Annotated in this window: 17 protein-coding genes and 1 pseudogene; 14 read left to right on the top strand and 4 right to left on the bottom strand. The window is 35.9% G+C overall.

What is annotated here, in order from left to right:
• Positions 1–277: 277 nt before the first annotated feature.
• The 3 genes from JQM82_RS09530 to JQM82_RS09520 form a co-directional block, all read right to left on the bottom strand.
• Complete coding sequence (locus JQM82_RS09530) at positions 278–628, bottom strand: type II toxin-antitoxin system RelE/ParE family toxin (RefSeq protein ID WP_235249953.1); 351 nt, start codon at positions 626–628, stop codon at positions 278–280.
• Positions 603–773 (bottom strand): hypothetical protein, encoded by a 171-nt coding sequence (locus JQM82_RS09525; RefSeq protein WP_235249951.1) that lies wholly within the window; start codon positions 771–773, stop codon positions 603–605. The genes JQM82_RS09530 and JQM82_RS09525 overlap by 26 nt, the downstream gene beginning before the upstream one ends.
• A gap of 165 nt (positions 774–938) precedes the next feature.
• Entirely contained in the window at positions 939–1,196 is a 258-nt protein-coding gene (locus tag JQM82_RS09520; RefSeq protein ID WP_235249949.1) for a helix-turn-helix domain-containing protein, read from the bottom strand.
• Between the two features lie 177 nt (positions 1,197–1,373).
• On the opposite strand from JQM82_RS09520, the gene JQM82_RS09515 reads away from it, so the two are divergent.
• Positions 1,374–1,709 (top strand): hypothetical protein, encoded by a 336-nt coding sequence (locus tag JQM82_RS09515; RefSeq protein ID WP_235249948.1) that lies wholly within the window; start codon positions 1,374–1,376, stop codon positions 1,707–1,709.
• Between the two features lie 91 nt (positions 1,710–1,800).
• On the opposite strand, the gene JQM82_RS09510 is transcribed toward JQM82_RS09515, so the two are convergent.
• Positions 1,801–2,145: a helix-turn-helix domain-containing protein gene (locus tag JQM82_RS09510; RefSeq protein ID WP_235249945.1), complete on the bottom strand. Its 345-nt coding sequence runs from the start codon at positions 2,143–2,145 to the stop codon at positions 1,801–1,803.
• A 528-nt stretch (positions 2,146–2,673) separates the two neighbouring features.
• Between JQM82_RS09510 and JQM82_RS09505 the strand changes: the two genes are divergently transcribed.
• The 13 genes and pseudogenes from JQM82_RS09505 (at position 2,674) to JQM82_RS09450 (ending at position 17,149) form a co-directional block, all read left to right on the top strand.
• A complete protein-coding gene (locus JQM82_RS09505) occupies positions 2,674–3,111 on the top strand; it encodes an RNA polymerase sigma factor (protein ID WP_235249943.1) in 438 nt (145 codons plus the stop codon).
• Positions 3,098–3,376, top strand: a complete 279-nt coding sequence (locus JQM82_RS09500) for a helix-turn-helix domain-containing protein (RefSeq protein WP_235249941.1) — start codon at positions 3,098–3,100, stop codon at positions 3,374–3,376. The genes JQM82_RS09505 and JQM82_RS09500 overlap by 14 nt, the downstream gene beginning before the upstream one ends.
• Before the next feature lie 293 nt (positions 3,377–3,669).
• A complete protein-coding gene (locus JQM82_RS16215; protein ID WP_268827700.1) occupies positions 3,670–3,804 on the top strand; it encodes a hypothetical protein in 135 nt (44 codons plus the stop codon).
• On the top strand, positions 3,805–3,954 hold the full coding sequence (locus tag JQM82_RS09495) for an SHOCT domain-containing protein (protein WP_235249940.1): 150 nt from the start codon (positions 3,805–3,807) through the stop codon (positions 3,952–3,954).
• A 64-nt stretch (positions 3,955–4,018) separates the two neighbouring features.
• On the top strand, positions 4,019–5,791 hold the full coding sequence (locus tag JQM82_RS09490; RefSeq protein ID WP_235249938.1) for a recombinase family protein: 1,773 nt from the start codon (positions 4,019–4,021) through the stop codon (positions 5,789–5,791).
• Positions 5,742–6,059, top strand: a pseudogene (locus JQM82_RS09485) (23S rRNA (uracil-5-)-methyltransferase RumA); the annotation flags it as partial. The gene JQM82_RS09490 and the pseudogene JQM82_RS09485, both read left to right, overlap by 50 nt.
• A gap of 12 nt (positions 6,060–6,071) precedes the next feature.
• Positions 6,072–6,317: a hypothetical protein gene (locus JQM82_RS09480; RefSeq protein WP_235249937.1), complete on the top strand. Its 246-nt coding sequence runs from the start codon at positions 6,072–6,074 to the stop codon at positions 6,315–6,317.
• Positions 6,318–6,431: 114 nt separating this feature from the next.
• A complete protein-coding gene (locus tag JQM82_RS09475) occupies positions 6,432–7,148 on the top strand; it encodes a DUF5677 domain-containing protein (protein WP_235249935.1) in 717 nt (238 codons plus the stop codon).
• A gap of 192 nt (positions 7,149–7,340) precedes the next feature.
• Entirely contained in the window at positions 7,341–7,550 is a 210-nt protein-coding gene (locus tag JQM82_RS09470) for a helix-turn-helix domain-containing protein (protein ID WP_235249933.1), read from the top strand.
• Between the two features lie 21 nt (positions 7,551–7,571).
• Complete coding sequence (locus JQM82_RS09465) at positions 7,572–8,231, top strand: GIY-YIG nuclease family protein (RefSeq protein WP_235249932.1); 660 nt, start codon at positions 7,572–7,574, stop codon at positions 8,229–8,231.
• A gap of 13 nt (positions 8,232–8,244) precedes the next feature.
• The gene (locus tag JQM82_RS09460) at positions 8,245–10,164 is read left to right on the top strand and encodes a DNA methyltransferase (RefSeq protein ID WP_235249929.1); all 1,920 of its coding nucleotides are present in this window, start codon (positions 8,245–8,247) and stop codon (positions 10,162–10,164) included.
• Between the two features lie 3 nt (positions 10,165–10,167).
• Positions 10,168–12,822 carry a DEAD/DEAH box helicase family protein gene (locus tag JQM82_RS09455; protein WP_235249927.1) on the top strand — a complete coding sequence of 885 codons (2,655 nt, stop codon included), beginning with the start codon at positions 10,168–10,170 and terminating at the stop codon, positions 12,820–12,822.
• A gap of 58 nt (positions 12,823–12,880) precedes the next feature.
• Positions 12,881–17,149 carry a hypothetical protein gene (locus JQM82_RS09450; RefSeq protein ID WP_235249925.1) on the top strand — a complete coding sequence of 1,423 codons (4,269 nt, stop codon included), beginning with the start codon at positions 12,881–12,883 and terminating at the stop codon, positions 17,147–17,149.
• Positions 17,150–17,358 lie beyond the last annotated feature (209 nt).

Below are 17,358 nucleotides of genomic sequence, written 5' to 3'. Positions count from 1 at the left end.
ATAAGATACCTCCCATAAATAAAGTAAAACGCTTGCTCTTTAGCAAAGATTAGAGCAAAGTGCTTGCTTATAATTATGGCACAGAAATGCGAAGCTAGGAATGCGCATAGAAGATTAGGCGCTTACCTATATTCGCATATCGGAGGTTGATGGAGTTGTTACAAGTGAATTGAAAAATTGTGTTGAAATGGCAAAAGGTATAGAAAACTATGAGATAAAGAATATCTGGAGCTAGTTAAGCAGCGGTCAGTAATGATCGCTGCTTTGATTTAAAGAGTTATGTTGGATATGTATAGCCTTTTGTTTTATTTAATATATGCTGCCAGTCACGTTCCTCTCGCAATACCCTGAGAACATGAATTTCTCTCTTTTGTTCCATGAGAATATAAAAAATAATAGACGGTGGAATTGGTTTTTTATGAATGTAATAATTCCTGTATAGGATTTGGGTTTTAGGAAATACACCACCCATGTATCCTAATTTTTCCATTTCTCTTTTTATATCATCTTGAAAACGGTCGGCCCGGGCTTGTCCAAACTCGGCCTCAATGTAGTCTGTAATATCGGTCACATCATAAATTGCTTCCCAGGTCAAAATAACTTTATATTCGTGCATTTCTTCTGGCATCTCTCAATTCTGTAATTTTTTTGAAAGCTTCATCAAGGGGTAATTCTCTGCCGGCTTCCATATCATCAATTCCTCTATCTAACATGCGCAGGAAATGTTCGTTTTCGTTCAGGGTATCTATCTGTCTGCTCTTTGTTACTTCCATATAATCACTCCATTCGTACTATCTATAATAGTCTATGCAGTTTAAAAGTTCTTAGTCATAGTGTACCATAGAATTGAGATTGCTACAACAAAATTATTTTGTGCTACTGAAAGGCGAAAGGGTATAAAAAAGGCACTGGTCTGTGAAAATCTTACAGAACACTGCCTATTTTTCATCTGTCAAACCTAGAAGATATTCGCAGGACACCCGGAAATACGCTGCCAGCGCCACAACCTCATAATCAGGTACAAATCGTGTACCCTGTTCAATTCTCAATACGGTTAGATCGTTAAATTCATATCCGGCAAGCTGGAGCTGCTCTGCCAGAGCTTTTTGAGAAAGTTGTCTTTCTGTTCGCAGCTCTTTGACACGTTTCCCTATGCGATTTTTGGTATTTGTCTCTTTATCCCAATATATTATCATACTATTACTCAAACTTTCTAAAGATGAAGTAGCCCTATATTGATTTTAAGTAGAAATATTGTTAATATACTTCTAAAGATGAAGTTTTGAAAAATATTGTTCCGGTGATGGGATGGATTGATAATACTTTCTGTAACGTGAAATACTTATTTAGTAGTAGAAAGGTGGAAACAAAAAATGAATGAATTTTATGAAGCAGTGGCAAATCTGTTGGAAGAATTACGGTGTGATACGATGGAGAGGGATAATGTGATTGCTCCAGAGGATTTAAAAAAGGCAGAGACAGAGCTGAAACGAATGAGGAAGAAACAGGAGCGTTATTTTGAAAAATTATCTGATTCTGACAAAGCGTTTTGGGAAGAATACTTTGAGGTATTGGAACATGCACATTTCAAAGAAGAACAGAGATCCTATTATCAGGGGATTATGGACGGAATTCAGATGTTGGGAGGTCTTGGGCTTATAAAAAATAGCGGTAACGCAAAAAAACTGATTGAAAAGTATAAGCGTTAGCAGACAGGGTGGTATGTTTGGCATTCATACCACCTCATTCAGAAAAATACAGACAGGATGCAGATAAAACACAGGTGTTATGGTTATCTTTTTATGTGGGATTTTTATATGTACGAAGATAGGCTTCGACAATGGCCAGGATAGTAGTGATCTGGTCATCAGAACATTTTGACAAGTATACCTGCAGACGTTTGTAATCCAGATTATCTGTGTGGTTATCTTTGTAAAAGAGTGGTGCAGGGGAGACATTCAATGCACAGACGAGCTGTTTGATTTTTTCAAAACTTGGCACATTCCCCCGGTTTTCAATTTCTTTTAAGTATCGGCTGGATATACCGGCCATCTCTGCAAGCTCCTCGTAAGTTAATTTCTGCTCAGTTCGAGCCTTCTTAAAAAACAATCCCATTTCTTTATTGATTTGTTTCTTTTTTGCCATAGTATGCACCTCCATTTACAGTGTATAGTTCACAATCAATAAAGAAAATGAATATATACTTCACTAAAATAGAGGGATATAGTTCCCTAATATTTGAAAATAGTCACTTTGAATAGTGCATATAAAAAAACACACTATTCAGAGGTTTTTGGCATACTTTTTTATCCTTTGATGTGTTCAGGAGGTTTATGAAATCCAGACAAATCAAGGGATTTTTTTATTTAAGCAATATTGACATTACCTTATCGGCAACAAGGAGGGGCCAATAAGCGGAATTATAACAAATACAGATTTTGTTACCGCAAAAAGTGAATTATACGCCTCTGCATTATGCGGGGAAAATAGAATTGTTGATATAAAGAGCGTCCAGTGGGCAACCGCCCATCTGGGCGCTCTTTATATATGCCGGAAAATTTTAAAAAAATTACTGGCAACACCCCTACAAAGGAAAATACCCATTCGGGATATGGGCGAAAGGGAAACAAGATATTCGCTCATAACCAGTTGGTCGGGAAGGAGGTGAACTCTATGGAGCAATCTTCTTCCTGGGAGGAATGGACGGTCAGACATCAGTTTGATCGGTTATGCAAATTGGCATTAAAGGGCGAAGTCATTGATTATCAAAGACACATGGCTTATCGGCAGAAGCATGAAATGATGCTGTCTGAACTGCCAATGAAGGAGTGGAGCAAACTTTTTACGATGGACGAATACGAATTTGACTCATATCGGTTTCAGGTTCTTGGCTATGACATTGAAGTGAAAGATACCCTGATTGCGGAAGCATTACAATCGCTGACAGAAAAGAAGCGGAATGTGATTTTACTGTCTTATTTTCTGGATATGAGCGATGCGGAAATCGCAAGGGAAATGCACCTTGTCCGCAGTACCGTACACGAGCATCGCAAACGCTCACTTGAATTACTGAAAAATATTATGGAGGGAAGTACAAATGAGAAAGAATGATAATCAGAGAACAGAATCAGAGTTGCTGCCTTTCCATATTATTAAGGCGGCGTCCGAGGGCGATGTAGAAGCGATCAATGCGGTGCTGAAGCATTACGAAGGGTACATAGCAAGTTTGTCTACCAGAATGTTATTTGATGAATTTGGACAGGTACATTACTGCGTGGATGAGACTTTACGTCGGCGCTTGGAAACAAAGCTGATTACAAAAATATTGGATTTTGAGCCTGTACCATATGGAACGGGTAGAAATATGGGCAAGTAGCAGGACGGAATAGTAGTTCGTTTTGCGTCTCATTGGCATACGGTTTTACAGCTCTTTTCCCTTTCAGGAGCCTGACAGCCGGATGCAGCGTACCTTGAAAATTGAATATGGTTGATCCTGCAAGGACGTATGGAGCAGTTGAGCCATGTGATGAATACGCCATGACTACCTGTTCTCTGCTTCCCGACAATTTGTCGGGAAGTGAGAATTGAAAACGAGGGAGTGCTGATTCGGGCATTGAAGTAAAGGTACGAGCGACAAATATTTTATTACAGGCAGAGGGGAGGAACTTTGTGGCGAAGATGCTGCTTTTGATAATGATACTTCCGGCAAAAGTCCGGTCTGATGAAGATGGTGCAATTCCAATGGGGCTATACCTAATAGACGCTTGCAGGATTTCTTTGAAAAAATATGAAAGGGGAACCTAGATGGATGGAAAGAAATTACTGCGTTATAGTATGCAGTTATCTATGTTAAAGCAGTTGCTTTCTAAGAAATTGATTAATGAAACCGAGTATCAGGTAATACAAAAGAGATTGATGAAAGATTATGGCATTGTGTCCAACTTAACTGCTTGACGATATATCTGTGTTGTATTATAATATAATCAACACTACGGTAGGAACATAAAAGGAGGACAAAATGGAAGTTGAACTGATTAAAGCAAATGATCCATTTGACGGTTCTGCCAGACGAAAGATTGAGCGGTTGAGAGTTGCGGCCTACTGCCGGGTAAGTACGGATGATGAAGATCAGATAAAAAGTTATAATTCAATGGTTACGCATTATACAGAATTAATTCAGAATAATAAAGACTGGATTTTTTCGGGGATATATGCTGATAAAGCAATTACTGGCACAAAGGTAGATAAGCGGGATGAGTTTCAAAGGCTGATTCAGGACTGTATGGATGGCAAGATTGATATGATTATTGCAAAAAGCCTTCCACGATTTGCCAGAAACACATTGGATACACTGAAATATGTCCGCATGTTAAAAGAGAGAAATATCGCTGTTTATTTTGAAGTCGAGAAAATCAACACATTAAAAGATGGTGAATTTTTAATGACTATTTTAAGCTCCGTCGCACAGCAGGAAGTTGAAAATACTTCTGCTTATGTGAAAAAGGGCTTGAAGATGAAAATGAAGCGGGGAGAGCTGGTAGGATTTCAGGGATGCTTGGGATATGATTATGATGTGAAAACAAAATCTATCTCAATCAATGAGGAAGGTGCTGAGGTTGTCCGGTATATTTTTGACAGATATGTGGCAGGAGCAGGCAGCACTATGATTGCCAGAGAACTGAATGAACAGGGGAATTTGACAATTAGGGGAAATCCCTGGACTTCATCCAGTGTCATGGGAATCATCAATAATGAAAAATATAAGGGGGATATTTTATTAGGAAAGACTTTTACGGTTGATCCGATTTCTAAAAGACGCTTAGATAATCTTGGGGAGGAAGATCGGTATTATATACATAACCATCACGAGCCGATCATTACAGAAGAACAATTTGAGCGGGCGCAGGAAATGAGAAACCGTAGAAATGGAAACCGGAAACATAATGTTACTCCGGGAAAGCGTGAAAAATTTAGCCGGCAGTTTGCGTTTAGCTGCATGGTAGAATGTGGGTTCTGTGGTTCTAATCTTTCACGCAGACGATGGCACAGCAGCTCAAAATATAAAAAGACGATATGGCAGTGTGTCAAGTCAACAAAAGAAGGAAAGCGGTTTTGCCCTGATAGTAAGGGGATTCCGGAACAGGTAATAGAAGAAGCATTTATTGAGTCTTATAGGATGCTTTGTAATGATAATAAAGATGTTCTGGAAGAATTTTTAAAACGAACCGAGAAGGCACTTGGAGAAAACTCGGTTGAAGATCAGTTACATAAGCTGGAGAAAAGCATTGAAAAAGTTTCTTCAAAGAGGAAAAAGCTGCTTGATAATTACTTGAAGGGCGTTATTGAACAGGATATTTATGAAGAAACAGATGTGGAACTGAAAACTGAACTGACTAATGCAAAAGCAAAGTTAGAATACTTGCGTCAACAGTCAGATGAAAAGAGTTCATTGCAAAGGAGGCTTTCAGATTTCAAAAAGGCACTATCTCACAATGAAGTGCTTGAAGAATTTGACAGAGGAATATTCGAGAGTATAATTGAGAAAGTAATAGTCGGCGGACTAGATGAAGATGGAAACAAAGATCCCTATAAAATTACTTTCATATATAAAACAGGATTTAAAAATGAAATTGGGAATGCAAAAGAGCGTTTCGGGAAGTCTACGAGTATCGGAGATAAAGTGAAAAAAATGTGTTCCGATATAAGTGACGAGGTAAAGGGTGTGTGTTCCGATGTTAGTGTCAACACATGTGGAGACGGTAGTTCTCTTGTCCCAACGGAAAGCGGATGATTATGTTGAGGTTGAATTGGAACTGGATGAGTTTGATGTGACTTCGGCTGAGAGTAAGGCGACTTATACGGAGATTAAGGATTATGTGCTGAAAGAACATGGATTGAAGGTATCTAACCTGTATATTTCGCAAGTAAAAAGAAAGTGTGGAATAGAGGTTGGGGAGAATTATAACTTGCCGAAATCGGAAGATAGCAGACAGCCACAGTGCCCGGAAGAGAAGGAAAAGGCGATAAAAGATGCGTTGGAGCATTTTTGGATGATTTAGAGAGGTGAGCACATGGCATTAAACTATACGGTATATCAATATGACGGCAGCAGGAATGCGGTTGTTATGACGGATATGGATGGCAAGGAGCTTGTAATTGACTGTGATAAGGCAGAAGCACAGGTCGCATTTGATGAGCCGGAGGATGTAGGAATCCTTGCCAGACTCGCAAGGAAGGAGCCTGCAAGTTATGTAAGTATTGCAATGCGTCTGGGCGGACTGCAGGATTATGTGGATGTGTGGAATGAGTTGAATTAAAAATAGTGAACATGAAGTGTCGGTTGGAGCAATCTGACCGACATTTTTTGTGGGAAGATTATTGGACTGTATAATGTGATATAATGAGTTGTACTTTAAGGAGGTGCTTTGATTATGAGAGAAGAAAGTTTAAAATTTTGGAAGATTGAAGAACTAAGTGAAGTTGTTGAAGTGCTTGAGGATGCGTTTGGCGATACAATTGAAAAATATAAGTCAGGGTTAACTTACAATGATATTCTGATTCGTGCGTATGCATATGCAATAATAGTTATGAAAGAAATTGTATGCCTACTATCGAATGGTTTTCCTGATGGTGCACTTGCTAGGGCGCGAAGATTATATGAACAAATAGTTCTGATAGATTATTTTGAAAGCAGAAAAAAAGATTTAGATTTTGATGAGTTGGTTGAAAGATATTGTGATTCGCAAAATATAGCTGCATATTCTAATCAGATAGCACTATATGATTTTTTTGAAAACAAAGAAGAAAAACAGAAAGCAAAAAAGGAATTCGATAAACTAAAAGATAAGTATGCGAAGTTTTTTAAGCAAAAGAATTATGTACGAGACTATTGGTGGCTCGATGATGAAAAGTGCGATACATTTAATAAATTGCAAAAAAGATATTGTGATCCATATGGAAGAATATTGTATAGTAGGGCATGTATATCTACACATGCTGGTACGATGGGCGACTATGCACTTTTAGGGCGGTTTAATCCAAATGGAGAAAAAATATATACAGGTACTACGGATTCGAGTTTTTCTTTGCCTTTGATATTAGCAACAATGTCTTTTATAATATTACTAATATGGTTTTTGGGAATTTAGAAATAGATTTTCCAAAAGAACATAAGAAAATAGAGGAGTTATTGAATTATTATCAAAATACTTTGTTTGTTACATTAGAAATATAAAATTGAAATTTGCAAACTTCAATTTCTAATTGAGAAACAACACAAAAAGTGCTATAATATTATGCAGTATAAATGTCAGATTGTTCATCGGAATTGGAGGATTAAAATGGCGGTTAACTATGATAAATTATGGGGTATCTTAAATGAGCGTGGAATGATGAAAACAGAGCTTATAAAAGAAGCTAAAATCAGTACAAATGCAATGGCGAAGCTTGGTAGAAATGAAGATGTTCGCGTAGGGGTATTAGAGAAGATTTGTTTGGCGTTGAATTGTAAGCTGGATGATATTTTGGATATTGTTCCGGATAAGGAATAAAGTGTGCAGGAGGAAAGCATTATGGAAGAGAAAAAAGGAGTTATTTACATATTAACAAATCCGTCATTTCCGGATTATGTAAAAATTGGTTATGCAGATGACATAGAACGAAGATTAAATCAGCTGAATCGAAGCGAGTGTATTCCTTTTGCATTTAGGGTATATGCAACCTATGAGGTAAATTCCAGATTATCTGATTTGAAGATACATACTATTATTGATAAACTGAATCCTAATTTGCGTTCTATAGATAATTTCAATGGTCAGAAAAGAGTCAGAGAGTTTTATGCTATGACCGCAGAAGATGCATATTCGATTTTAGAAGCTATTGCAGAAATTCATGGGTGTACTGATAAATTAATGTTGGTTAATCCAAATGAAGCAGAGATAAAAGCAGAGGAAACTGCAGAAGAAGTGAAAAAGGAAAGTCGAACAAGGTCAGCTAACTTTACTTTCTCAGAGTGGGAAATACCGGTGGGTGCAGTGTTGGAATATTATACAGACGGCACAATTACTTGTACGGTAGTCGATGATAGAAAGGTTGAATATAATGGTGAAATTATGAGTCTTACAGGTGTTGCGAAGATAATCACGGGTAAGACATCAGGAATAGCAGGGCCAAGATATTTTAAATACAAAGGTACATGGTTGTGGGACATAGAAGGTCGAAAGGAAATATAAAAGGAGATGTACTATGACAAAGTTTTATGAAACAGTATTGAATGTACTTAAACAAGATAATAGATTTTTTTCAGAGGATGGAGTTTTGTTGAGAAACGCCGTTTATGAGGCTGCAATGCAGATGGATACTAATCTTATTCATTTGTTACTTGCTAATGATATTACGAAAGAGCACTTCTTTAAAGAGGTTGATGGAATTACCGTTTTTGATAAAGTAGGATTTGGCTGGGTGGTTAATAATAGAGAGTTTTTACCGGATAGTTATACTCGCTTTAAGAACAAAATTGGTCTTGCTGATGCTGATGGAGATCTTATTTCTTCAAAGGGTAATGTTGAGTTGGTTTTTCCTTATAAGGATTGTGTATTAGAAGGTGGACAAACAAAGGAAGATCAAAAAAGAAAAGAGATTTTTTATAATGAAACATTGGCACCGGATGAAATAGATAGGTTGTTATATCCTAAAGTTTTTACTAAAGCAAAAAAATATGCTCAAGGAGTATATGAAGAGCAAACAGTATATAATGGCGAAAATCTTATAATTAAAGGGAATAATTTGTTGGCAATATCAAGTTTGTTAAAACGTTATGAAGGACAAATTAAATGCATATACATTGATCCACCTTACTATTTTCGAGAAACAAAGGCTACGGATACATTTAAATATAACTCTAATTTTCATTTGTCAAGTTGGCTAGTATTTATGAAGGAACGACTTCTTATAGCAAAGAGATTATTGAAGAAGGGTGGAACCATATGGATCAGTATTGGTGAAGACGGAATGCATTATCTTAAAGTGCTTGCAGATGATATTTTTGGTGCAGAACATTTTGTTGGAACTATACCTCGACGTACTCGCAGTGGAAAATCAGATGTTCCCTTTAATTTTTCTCAAGATTTTGATTGGATTTTAGCATACACCAATGTTGCAGATGACGAAAAGGTTGTTGGAAGAAAAGTAGAAAGAAAGTATTATGAAACGTCAGATTATCCCGGTGAGCCATGGAGACTTGCAGATTTAACTTCGCAACAACCTGCGAGTAAGCGTCCTAATTCGTATTTTACGATGGTTGATCCTAAAACAGGAAAAGAATACCCAGCAAGTGAAAAAAGAACTTGGGCTGTAACAAAAGACACTTTTGAATACTACTATAATACTGGAGCAATTGTATTTCCTGATGATTATGAATTTCTTAACATATCTAAACCATATGCAAGAAAATTTAAATCTGATGATGATAATAACGGAAAGTTAAGTTCTGTAATTTCTGATTTTGCAATGCAGGAATTTATTAAAGCACTTTTATTTGATTGTAAAAATATGGATGGAAATTCCCAAATAGATGAGATGTTTGGACGAGATGAATTTGATTATGCTAAGCCAGAAAATCTTATCAAGAGCATTTTGGAGATTGCTACAGATGAAGGTGATTTAGTGTTAGATTTCTTTTTGGGTTCTGGTACTACCTGTGCTGTTGCTCATAAGATGAACCGCAATTATATAGGTATTGATCAAATGGATTATATCGAACAGTTAGCTGTTGAACGATTGAAGAAAGTTATTGATGGTGATGAAGGAGGAATATCTTTCGATATTGGTTGGCAAGGTGGCGGATCATTTATATATTGCGAACTTGCAAAAGCAAACCAGAATTTTGTTGATGAAATTCAGATTGCTACTACTCTTGAAGAAATCAAAGATATTTATACACGCATCATACAAACCGGATTTATTAGTAGCAGAGTTAATCCAAAAGATATTGATGCAAATGCAGAAGATTTTTATGCGTTGTCTCTTGATGACCAGAGGCGTTTTCTTATGGAACTGCTCGATAAAAACTTATTGTTTGTAAATTATTGTGATATTGATGATGAAGAGTATGGCATCAGTGATGAAGATAAGGCATTCACAAGAAGTTTCTACGGGGAGGTGTAATCTATGGCATTTCTACATGAAAAGATAGATGTTCTCCGTGAGAATGGATATATATCTGATATGCCTACTTATATTTCGGATAATATAAATCCTGCATTTGAATTGCGTCCATATCAAATTACTGCATTTGAGAATTTTATAACACATTTTGAAAGCCCAAAATGTCCGCATCCTACGCAGGTATTGTTTCATATGGCTACAGGAAGTGGAAAGACGCTTATTATGGCAGGTCTTATGCTTTATCTGTATAGAAAAGGATATAGAAATTTTCTGTTCTTTGTAAATTTGTCTACCATAGTAAAGAAAACAGAAGATAACTTCCTAAATGCTGCATCTAGTAAGTATTTATTCGCTGAGGAGATTGTGCTGGACGGAGAACGTATAGCTATAAAGAAGGTCAGTAATTTTCAATCAGCAGATCCAGATGCAATAAATATCTGTTTTTCAACAACACAAGGATTGCACACAGATATTTGGGTTACAAAAGAGAATGGGATATCTTTTGATGACTTTGATGATGTAAAGACTGTATTAATATCTGATGAAGCACATCATTTGAATGTTAGTACAAAGAAATTTAGTCAAGAAGAAAAGGATAATTATCACTCTTGGGAGCAAACAGTAAAGAGTATTTTTGACAGAAATAGTGAAAATATATTGCTAGAATTTACGGCTACTTGTGATCTTGCAAATCCTCAGATTCGTGCTGAATATGAGAACAAGATTATATTTGATTACCCTTTACATAAATTCCGTGCGGACCTTTATTCGAAAGAGATAAAAACACTTCGCTCAGATATGGATATTATGGACCGTGCCATTCAAGCTTTGGTGTTGAGTCAGTATAGATTAAAGGTTTTTCAAGACAATCATTTATCTATTAAACCGGTTGTATTATTTAAGTCTGCTAAAATTGCAGATAGCAAAGCATTTATGGCAACTTTTATAGAGGTTATAAAAAAACTGGATGGTTCTGCAATTGAGAGAATTTATACATTGATTGATAATCCTACGATGCATCAAGCGTATGATTACTTTTTATCTGCAGGAATAACCTTTGATATGCTTGCACAGGAACTTAGAGAAGATTTTTCTGAAGAACATTGTGTATCAGTTAATGATGATAAAGAAGCGGATAAAAAGCAGATTTTGCTCAATTCTCTAGAAGATGCATCAAATCCGTATAGAGCAATTTTTGAAGTAAAAAAACTCGATGAAGGTTGGGATGTGTTGAATCTATTTGACATAGTGCGTCTGTACGAAACGAGACAGTCTGGTGGTAAGTCAATATCTCCGGCAACCGTTTCGGAAGCACAACTTATTGGGCGTGGTGCAAGATATTGTCCGTTTAAGATTAATGATGAGCAACCAAAATATCAACGCAAATACGATAATGACGTAGAAAATGGACTTCGTATTTGCGAGGAATTATACTATCATTGCCAAAATGACAGTAGGTATATAGGTGAGCTTCATAACGCATTGCGTGAAATAGGCATTGATCCGGATAAAACTGTTACAAAGCATTATATTTTGAAGGACGAATTTAAGCAGGATGATCTTTATAAGAAGGGTTTAATTTTTATAAACGATAGAGTAGTCAAAAGTCGTGCCGAGGTTAATGAATTACTTCCATCAGTAAGAAACAAAGTGTATCAAGTGACGTTGGCAACAGGGCAATCTGGTGAGGATGCTATTCTTGATGATGGACAAGAATCTTCGGTTGATCATAAATCAAAAACGAAGTTATATACAACTACGATAGGAGAAATTGCAAATATAAATTATGCTATTGTAAATAAGGCTCTTGCAAAAGTTCCGGTGTATAAATTTAATACATTAAAAAGTAGATTTCCTAATTTGAAATCAACAAGAGAATTTATAACAAGCACTAATTATCTTGGAGACATAAAAATAGAGATTCGAAGCAAATATGATGAGCCATCGGTGTCTATTTTATCAACGGCCGTTGCAAGTGTACTTACAAAGATAGCGGCATCTATTTCTGCAATTGAAGAAGAATACGAGGGAACCAAGGATTTCCGTGCAGTCAATATACATGATATTTTCCGTGATAAAGCTGTAAATTATACTAATATTGTAGATGGTGGAATTGGAGTGTCTCAAAATGATATTACCGTGCCGGCTGAAATGCGTATAGACCTAAAAGGAGAAGATTGGTTTACATTCACAGATAATTATGGAACTTCAGAAGAAAAAGCGTTTGTATCATATTTCCGTGATTATGTGGATAAATTGAAAACAATTTATAGCAAGATTTATCTAATGCGTAATGAACGCCAAATGCATATCTATTCGTTTGATGGTGGTGAAAGATTCGAACCGGATTATGTGTTGTTTTTACAGAAAGATAATGAAGACGGTTTTGAACAAATGCAAGTGTTCATAGAGCCTAAAGGTACGCATCTCGTGGAATCCGATAAATGGAAGGAAGATTTCTTGTTGCAATTGAAGGAAAATGCAATTCCGGTTAAAACATTTGTTGATGATAATAAGTATCATATTTGGGGTTTCCATTTCTTTAACAGGGACGTAAGAGGAAGTGAATTTAGTGCGGATTTGGAAATGTTGCAAAAAACGGAAGAACATTTAAAAGTATTAAATGCTTATGCTAAAGGGCTAGTTGGTGGAAATTAAGGAACACATCAGTTGATACGATTTTTGTAAAACAAATGCAATGATTGGAGGAATCAATATGGAATGGACAAAATTTAATACTCATGGAGAATCTTCTAATCATGCATTTGAAGTTATGTGCAATATTCTTTTTGAGAGTTGGTGTAAGAGCGAGTATAACGATCATATGAAATACTTCTCATTTGTAAATGGAAGCGGTGGAGATGGTGGTGTAGAAGCTTATGCAACATTAGATTCTGGAGAAGTTATTGGAGTTCAAACAAAGTGGTTTCCGGAAAAAATGAACACTTCTCAATTTAATCAAATAGAGAAATCTTTTAATACAGCAGTAAAAGTAAGACCTGAAATGATACGGTATATTGTATGTATTCCAAGAGATTTTACCTCTAAGAAAGTGGTTAAGAATGGTAAAATTGCAAAAAATACAGAAGAGAATAGTTGGACAAAGCTAGTTGAAAAACTTAAGAAAACAAATCCATCTGTATCAGTGGAGTTATGGGATGAGACAACGATTCAAACAAAGTTGATGACACCAGAAGCAATGGGGTGTTATAAGTATTGGTTTGATAATACAGAAGTTTTTGATACAGAGATTGTAAAAGCATTTGAAAAAGCCATACATAGCTGGGCAAAGACTAAGTATATCCCGGACTTGTATTCAACAGGTTACATTCATGACAAGCTAGAAGTTTTTACTGGAAATTATAGTATTGTAGAAAAACGATACGATGGAGTACAGAGGATATTGTCTGTTTTAGAAAGGCTTAAGAAGGAGTATGGAGACATACTTAAGTTAAAGTTTCCAGAGAAAGAGAGGTCTATTGTTGAAAATATAAAACTGGATATTGATACCATAAATGAATGGATATCCCGTTTTAAAAGAGTAGAAAAGCTTGTAATTGAGGGTGCGGAAGTTAAAGAAGCTTTTCTTGATGAGAGAATTGGACTGAATTGTATATCAGCTGAATTGAAAGACTCGTCCTTGTATTTTCATCATTATTCGCATTTTACACCGGTTATAGAAATTCTTGAAAATATTGTGGAGGAGGTGTATGAATGTTGTCAATTGCTGAATAGTGATTTTGATAATCGCATCATTTTCCTAGGAAATCAAGGCACTGGAAAAACTGCGGGGATTGTAGCGGAAACTAACGCCTTATTGCAGGAGAAGAGTCATTTGCCGATATTGGTTCGTGCTAAAGAGTTTTCAACGGGTGATAATTGGTTATCTATCCTGACAAAGGCATTAGCATTACCAAATACATGGAGCGATAGAGAACTGCTCAAAGCTTTAGAAAATGCAGCGTTGTTAAGAAATAAGTTTCATAAAGCTAGTGAAAAGGTCAATATACAGCCAAAATGTCTGATTTGCATTGATGGAATAGAAGAATCTTCATCTTGGTCATTTTGGGAGGCGCGGATTGAGGAAGCAAAAGTGTATGAAAAAGATTTTGCCGGAATAAAATTCGTTTTTTTGTCGCGTCCATATGTTTTTAATGAATATTATAAATTGGATTTTAGTTATTGTTTTTGTCGTATGCCAAGTCAAGGGGATGTATCTGTTGCAGAAATTTTCGATAATTATATTGCACATTACAATATAGATTTAGGTGGAAACAATTGGATTAAGGGAATGATAAGAACCCCTATGGCACTTAAACTATTTTGTGACATATATAAAAATTCAAAGGTAGGTAGTTTACCTAGAAATTCAGTGATTATAACAAAACTATTTCAAGAAAAAATCAAGTCTGTAGAGAATGTATACAGAAAGGCAGGAAAAGAGACTGAGAATCAAAGTATGGTTATGGAAGCTCTTGTAATAGTGGCAACTATGCTTGTTGATAAAAGCGACCTATCATATGACGAAATCTATAGTGTATGTAAAGAACCTTTAAAGAGTCATTTGGAAGATGTTTTAAAATTCATCGAGGAAGAGGGTTTTATTTGTTCAAGATTAATTCAGAAGGATGCTTTTAGTATTCCTGAAACGTATTATTCGTTGGGTATGCAACCGGCATTCGATTACCTTATAGCAAGAAAAGTATATGAAGCAGTTAAAGGGAATAAAACTATTGAAGCAGAATATTCCCAAGGTGTTTACCAATTGCTTTCACTTATCGCAATAGAAGAAGATAGGAAGCTTCTATTTGAATATTCAAGCATTGAACTTAGCGATGATTCGAAGTTTGATTTGGTCTGTTATGCTTTGGCAAATACATCTGTTGAGATTGCATCACAATATGGTGAGTATATTAAGAGATTGATGAATTATTCAGCAGGTGAATTTCGAGAGATTTTTGAAAGAATTATTTTACCGGTAAGTAGTGTGCCCAATCATCCACTAGGAAGTGTTTTGCTTGATGAATTTTTGAGGGATTTTGAAGAACCGGCACAAAGAGATATTTGGTGGTCTATACCGACATACTTAAGAGATAATTTCAATGCAGAATGGAGATGTTATACGGAGATAGATACCACCAGTATAAGCTTATCAAGTGAAGAAAATTACATGGGCTTACCGCTGATATTAGTATGGCGTCTTTCATCTGTAGATAATGATGTGAGGCATGAATGTAGATTGAAACTTACAGAATGGGGGATAAATAACCCAGAACAGTTTTTGAATCTCTTTAGTTATTGTGTTGATATTAATGACGAGCAAATTGTAGAAGATATATTTTCTATTGCCTACGGAATTGCGTTAGGAAAAGATGCACGAGATGAAGATCTGGTTAATCTTTCAAACTGGATTATGGAAAATGTATTTTCAGCTGAAGGGCTAATCAAGTATGAAAATGTTGTAATTAGGTACTATTGCACAGGCATTGTTAAAATAGCAATTTTTAAAGAAGTATACAATAGGGAGGTGGAAGATAAACTTATACCACCATATGTTTATCAAGCAAATATTATGCTTGCTTATGAAGATGCTTTTAGTGCAAAAAGGATGTCGGGTTATGGTCCTATTGATTATGATCTGGCAAGGTATGTTTTATGTGATCATTTTGATTGCTTCTTCAGAACGGATTATACAACTAACAGATATTTCGATGAAACAGAGAAGTTGTTTGCCGAATATAGACGAGAATATAACATAGAATCGTTAGAAATGGATGGTCTGATTATATCAATTGCATATCGATACTTATTAGATCAGGGTTGGAATAAGAAAACATTTTGGGAGTATGAAGATAAGAATAATATTGGCGTAGATATTTCTATTAGAAGAACATTTTATCCTGCTACGCATGGTACACAATCAAGAGTAATGAGTATTGCTGAAAAATATGTATGGTGTGTTAAACACCGTATAGAAGCTATGCTAGCCAATCGAGTAAAGTGTAGTGATTATGGTAGAGATGAGAAATTTGTTAATGATTATTCGGATTTAGAGAATTTTATAAATACATATCAAGATTATATAAATTCAAAGAATAAGAGTAACAAAGATCTATGGCTTCATACAGATCAAATGGTCTGCTCTCAGGTTGAAGAATATTCAATAAAAAGTATTGAGGCATGGTTGACAGATGGAAAAGTACCAGATTTTTCCGCATGGCTTAAGGATAATCAAGGAGATGAAATACTTTATGCTTATACGAGCATAACTAATGAAGCGGCAGGTATTGAAGAGACAATTTGGATATCGTGTGGTGCAGTCAAATCTGAAGAATTCGATAATTTTGTCAAACAACTAAATGTTTATTGGGAATCGAGATGCGATTTATTAAATGTTGCAGATTTTCATGCATGGCAAGATTGTCAATGTTATTGTACTCCGCAAGAAGCTTGTACCGTTCAAAGTCATAAGGAAGTAGAAAACGCTATTTTTGTTGAAAGTGATGATATTACTGTGAAGATAAATAAATTAGTGACAGAATGTACAACGGCGCATGCGGAAGATACGGAGAGTACATTCGATTTGCCTAGTAAAATGGTAAGGGAGTTGACTGGAATCACGTATGGTGATGGGTATCAATATTTGAATAGAGATGGAAGAACGATTGGTAAGTATATAAGAGTAGGTGAAAATTGGAAGAATCAACAGAAGTGTTTGTTGATGGATAGGACAATTTTAAAGACAGCTTTTGACAGAAATCAATATAAAATGTTTTGGTTGTTTAGGGTATATCGTTCGCCATCTCATAAAGCATATGAAGCTTTTGGAAGTGATATTATACATGATATAGATAGAAGTTTTGTGGTTTGGAACAACGAAGGGGAGTACCAATATGTCGAATTACAAAATATTGAACCACCCCGTACAGAAATGAAAGAATATGAATCGATTATAAAATTCAATTATTCTGATATCAAGGAGTAGAATCTTCTATCTGAAAGGTGTGTCAAAAAGTGGAGCCATTTTTCAAAAGGTGTGTCAAAAAGTGGCACACTTTTCCGAAAAGTGATTATTCCGGGTCTCCGGCCCACCCATGCCGCAGTTTAGCGCAGTCAGACCGCGCATCAGCCCATTTGATACAATCCGCGTTTCGGCACATGCCGATCGCAGATCAGTCCATTTATTAACTCTTA

The sequence above is a fragment of the Faecalicatena contorta genome, from assembly GCF_021531995.1.
GTDB lineage: Bacteria > Bacillota > Clostridia > Lachnospirales > Lachnospiraceae > Dorea_A > Dorea_A contorta_A.
The sequence above is the reverse complement of the archived record's forward strand: the minus strand, read 5'-3'. Positions and strand labels throughout refer to the sequence as shown.

Bases quoted from the DNA above. Each gene is read 5' to 3' on its own strand.
- JQM82_RS09530 (WP_235249953.1), bottom strand. From the start codon at position 628: ATGCCAGAAGAAATGCACGAATATAAAGTTATTTTGACCTGGGAAGCA.
- JQM82_RS09525 (WP_235249951.1), bottom strand. From the start codon at position 773: ATGGAAGTAACAAAGAGCAGACAGATAGATACCCTGAACGAAAACGAA.
- JQM82_RS09520 (WP_235249949.1), bottom strand. From the start codon at position 1,196: ATGATAATATATTGGGATAAAGAGACAAATACCAAAAATCGCATAGGG.
- JQM82_RS09515 (WP_235249948.1), top strand. From the start codon at position 1,374: ATGAATGAATTTTATGAAGCAGTGGCAAATCTGTTGGAAGAATTACGG.
- JQM82_RS09510 (WP_235249945.1), bottom strand. From the start codon at position 2,145: ATGGCAAAAAAGAAACAAATCAATAAAGAAATGGGATTGTTTTTTAAG.
- JQM82_RS09505 (WP_235249943.1), top strand. From the start codon at position 2,674: ATGGAGCAATCTTCTTCCTGGGAGGAATGGACGGTCAGACATCAGTTT.
- JQM82_RS09500 (WP_235249941.1), top strand. From the start codon at position 3,098: ATGAGAAAGAATGATAATCAGAGAACAGAATCAGAGTTGCTGCCTTTC.
- JQM82_RS09495 (WP_235249940.1), top strand. From the start codon at position 3,805: ATGGATGGAAAGAAATTACTGCGTTATAGTATGCAGTTATCTATGTTA.
- JQM82_RS09490 (WP_235249938.1), top strand. From the start codon at position 4,019: ATGGAAGTTGAACTGATTAAAGCAAATGATCCATTTGACGGTTCTGCC.
- JQM82_RS09480 (WP_235249937.1), top strand. From the start codon at position 6,072: ATGGCATTAAACTATACGGTATATCAATATGACGGCAGCAGGAATGCG.
- JQM82_RS09475 (WP_235249935.1), top strand. From the start codon at position 6,432: ATGAGAGAAGAAAGTTTAAAATTTTGGAAGATTGAAGAACTAAGTGAA.
- JQM82_RS09470 (WP_235249933.1), top strand. From the start codon at position 7,341: ATGGCGGTTAACTATGATAAATTATGGGGTATCTTAAATGAGCGTGGA.
- JQM82_RS09465 (WP_235249932.1), top strand. From the start codon at position 7,572: ATGGAAGAGAAAAAAGGAGTTATTTACATATTAACAAATCCGTCATTT.
- JQM82_RS09460 (WP_235249929.1), top strand. From the start codon at position 8,245: ATGACAAAGTTTTATGAAACAGTATTGAATGTACTTAAACAAGATAAT.
- JQM82_RS09455 (WP_235249927.1), top strand. From the start codon at position 10,168: ATGGCATTTCTACATGAAAAGATAGATGTTCTCCGTGAGAATGGATAT.
- JQM82_RS09450 (WP_235249925.1), top strand. From the start codon at position 12,881: ATGGAATGGACAAAATTTAATACTCATGGAGAATCTTCTAATCATGCA.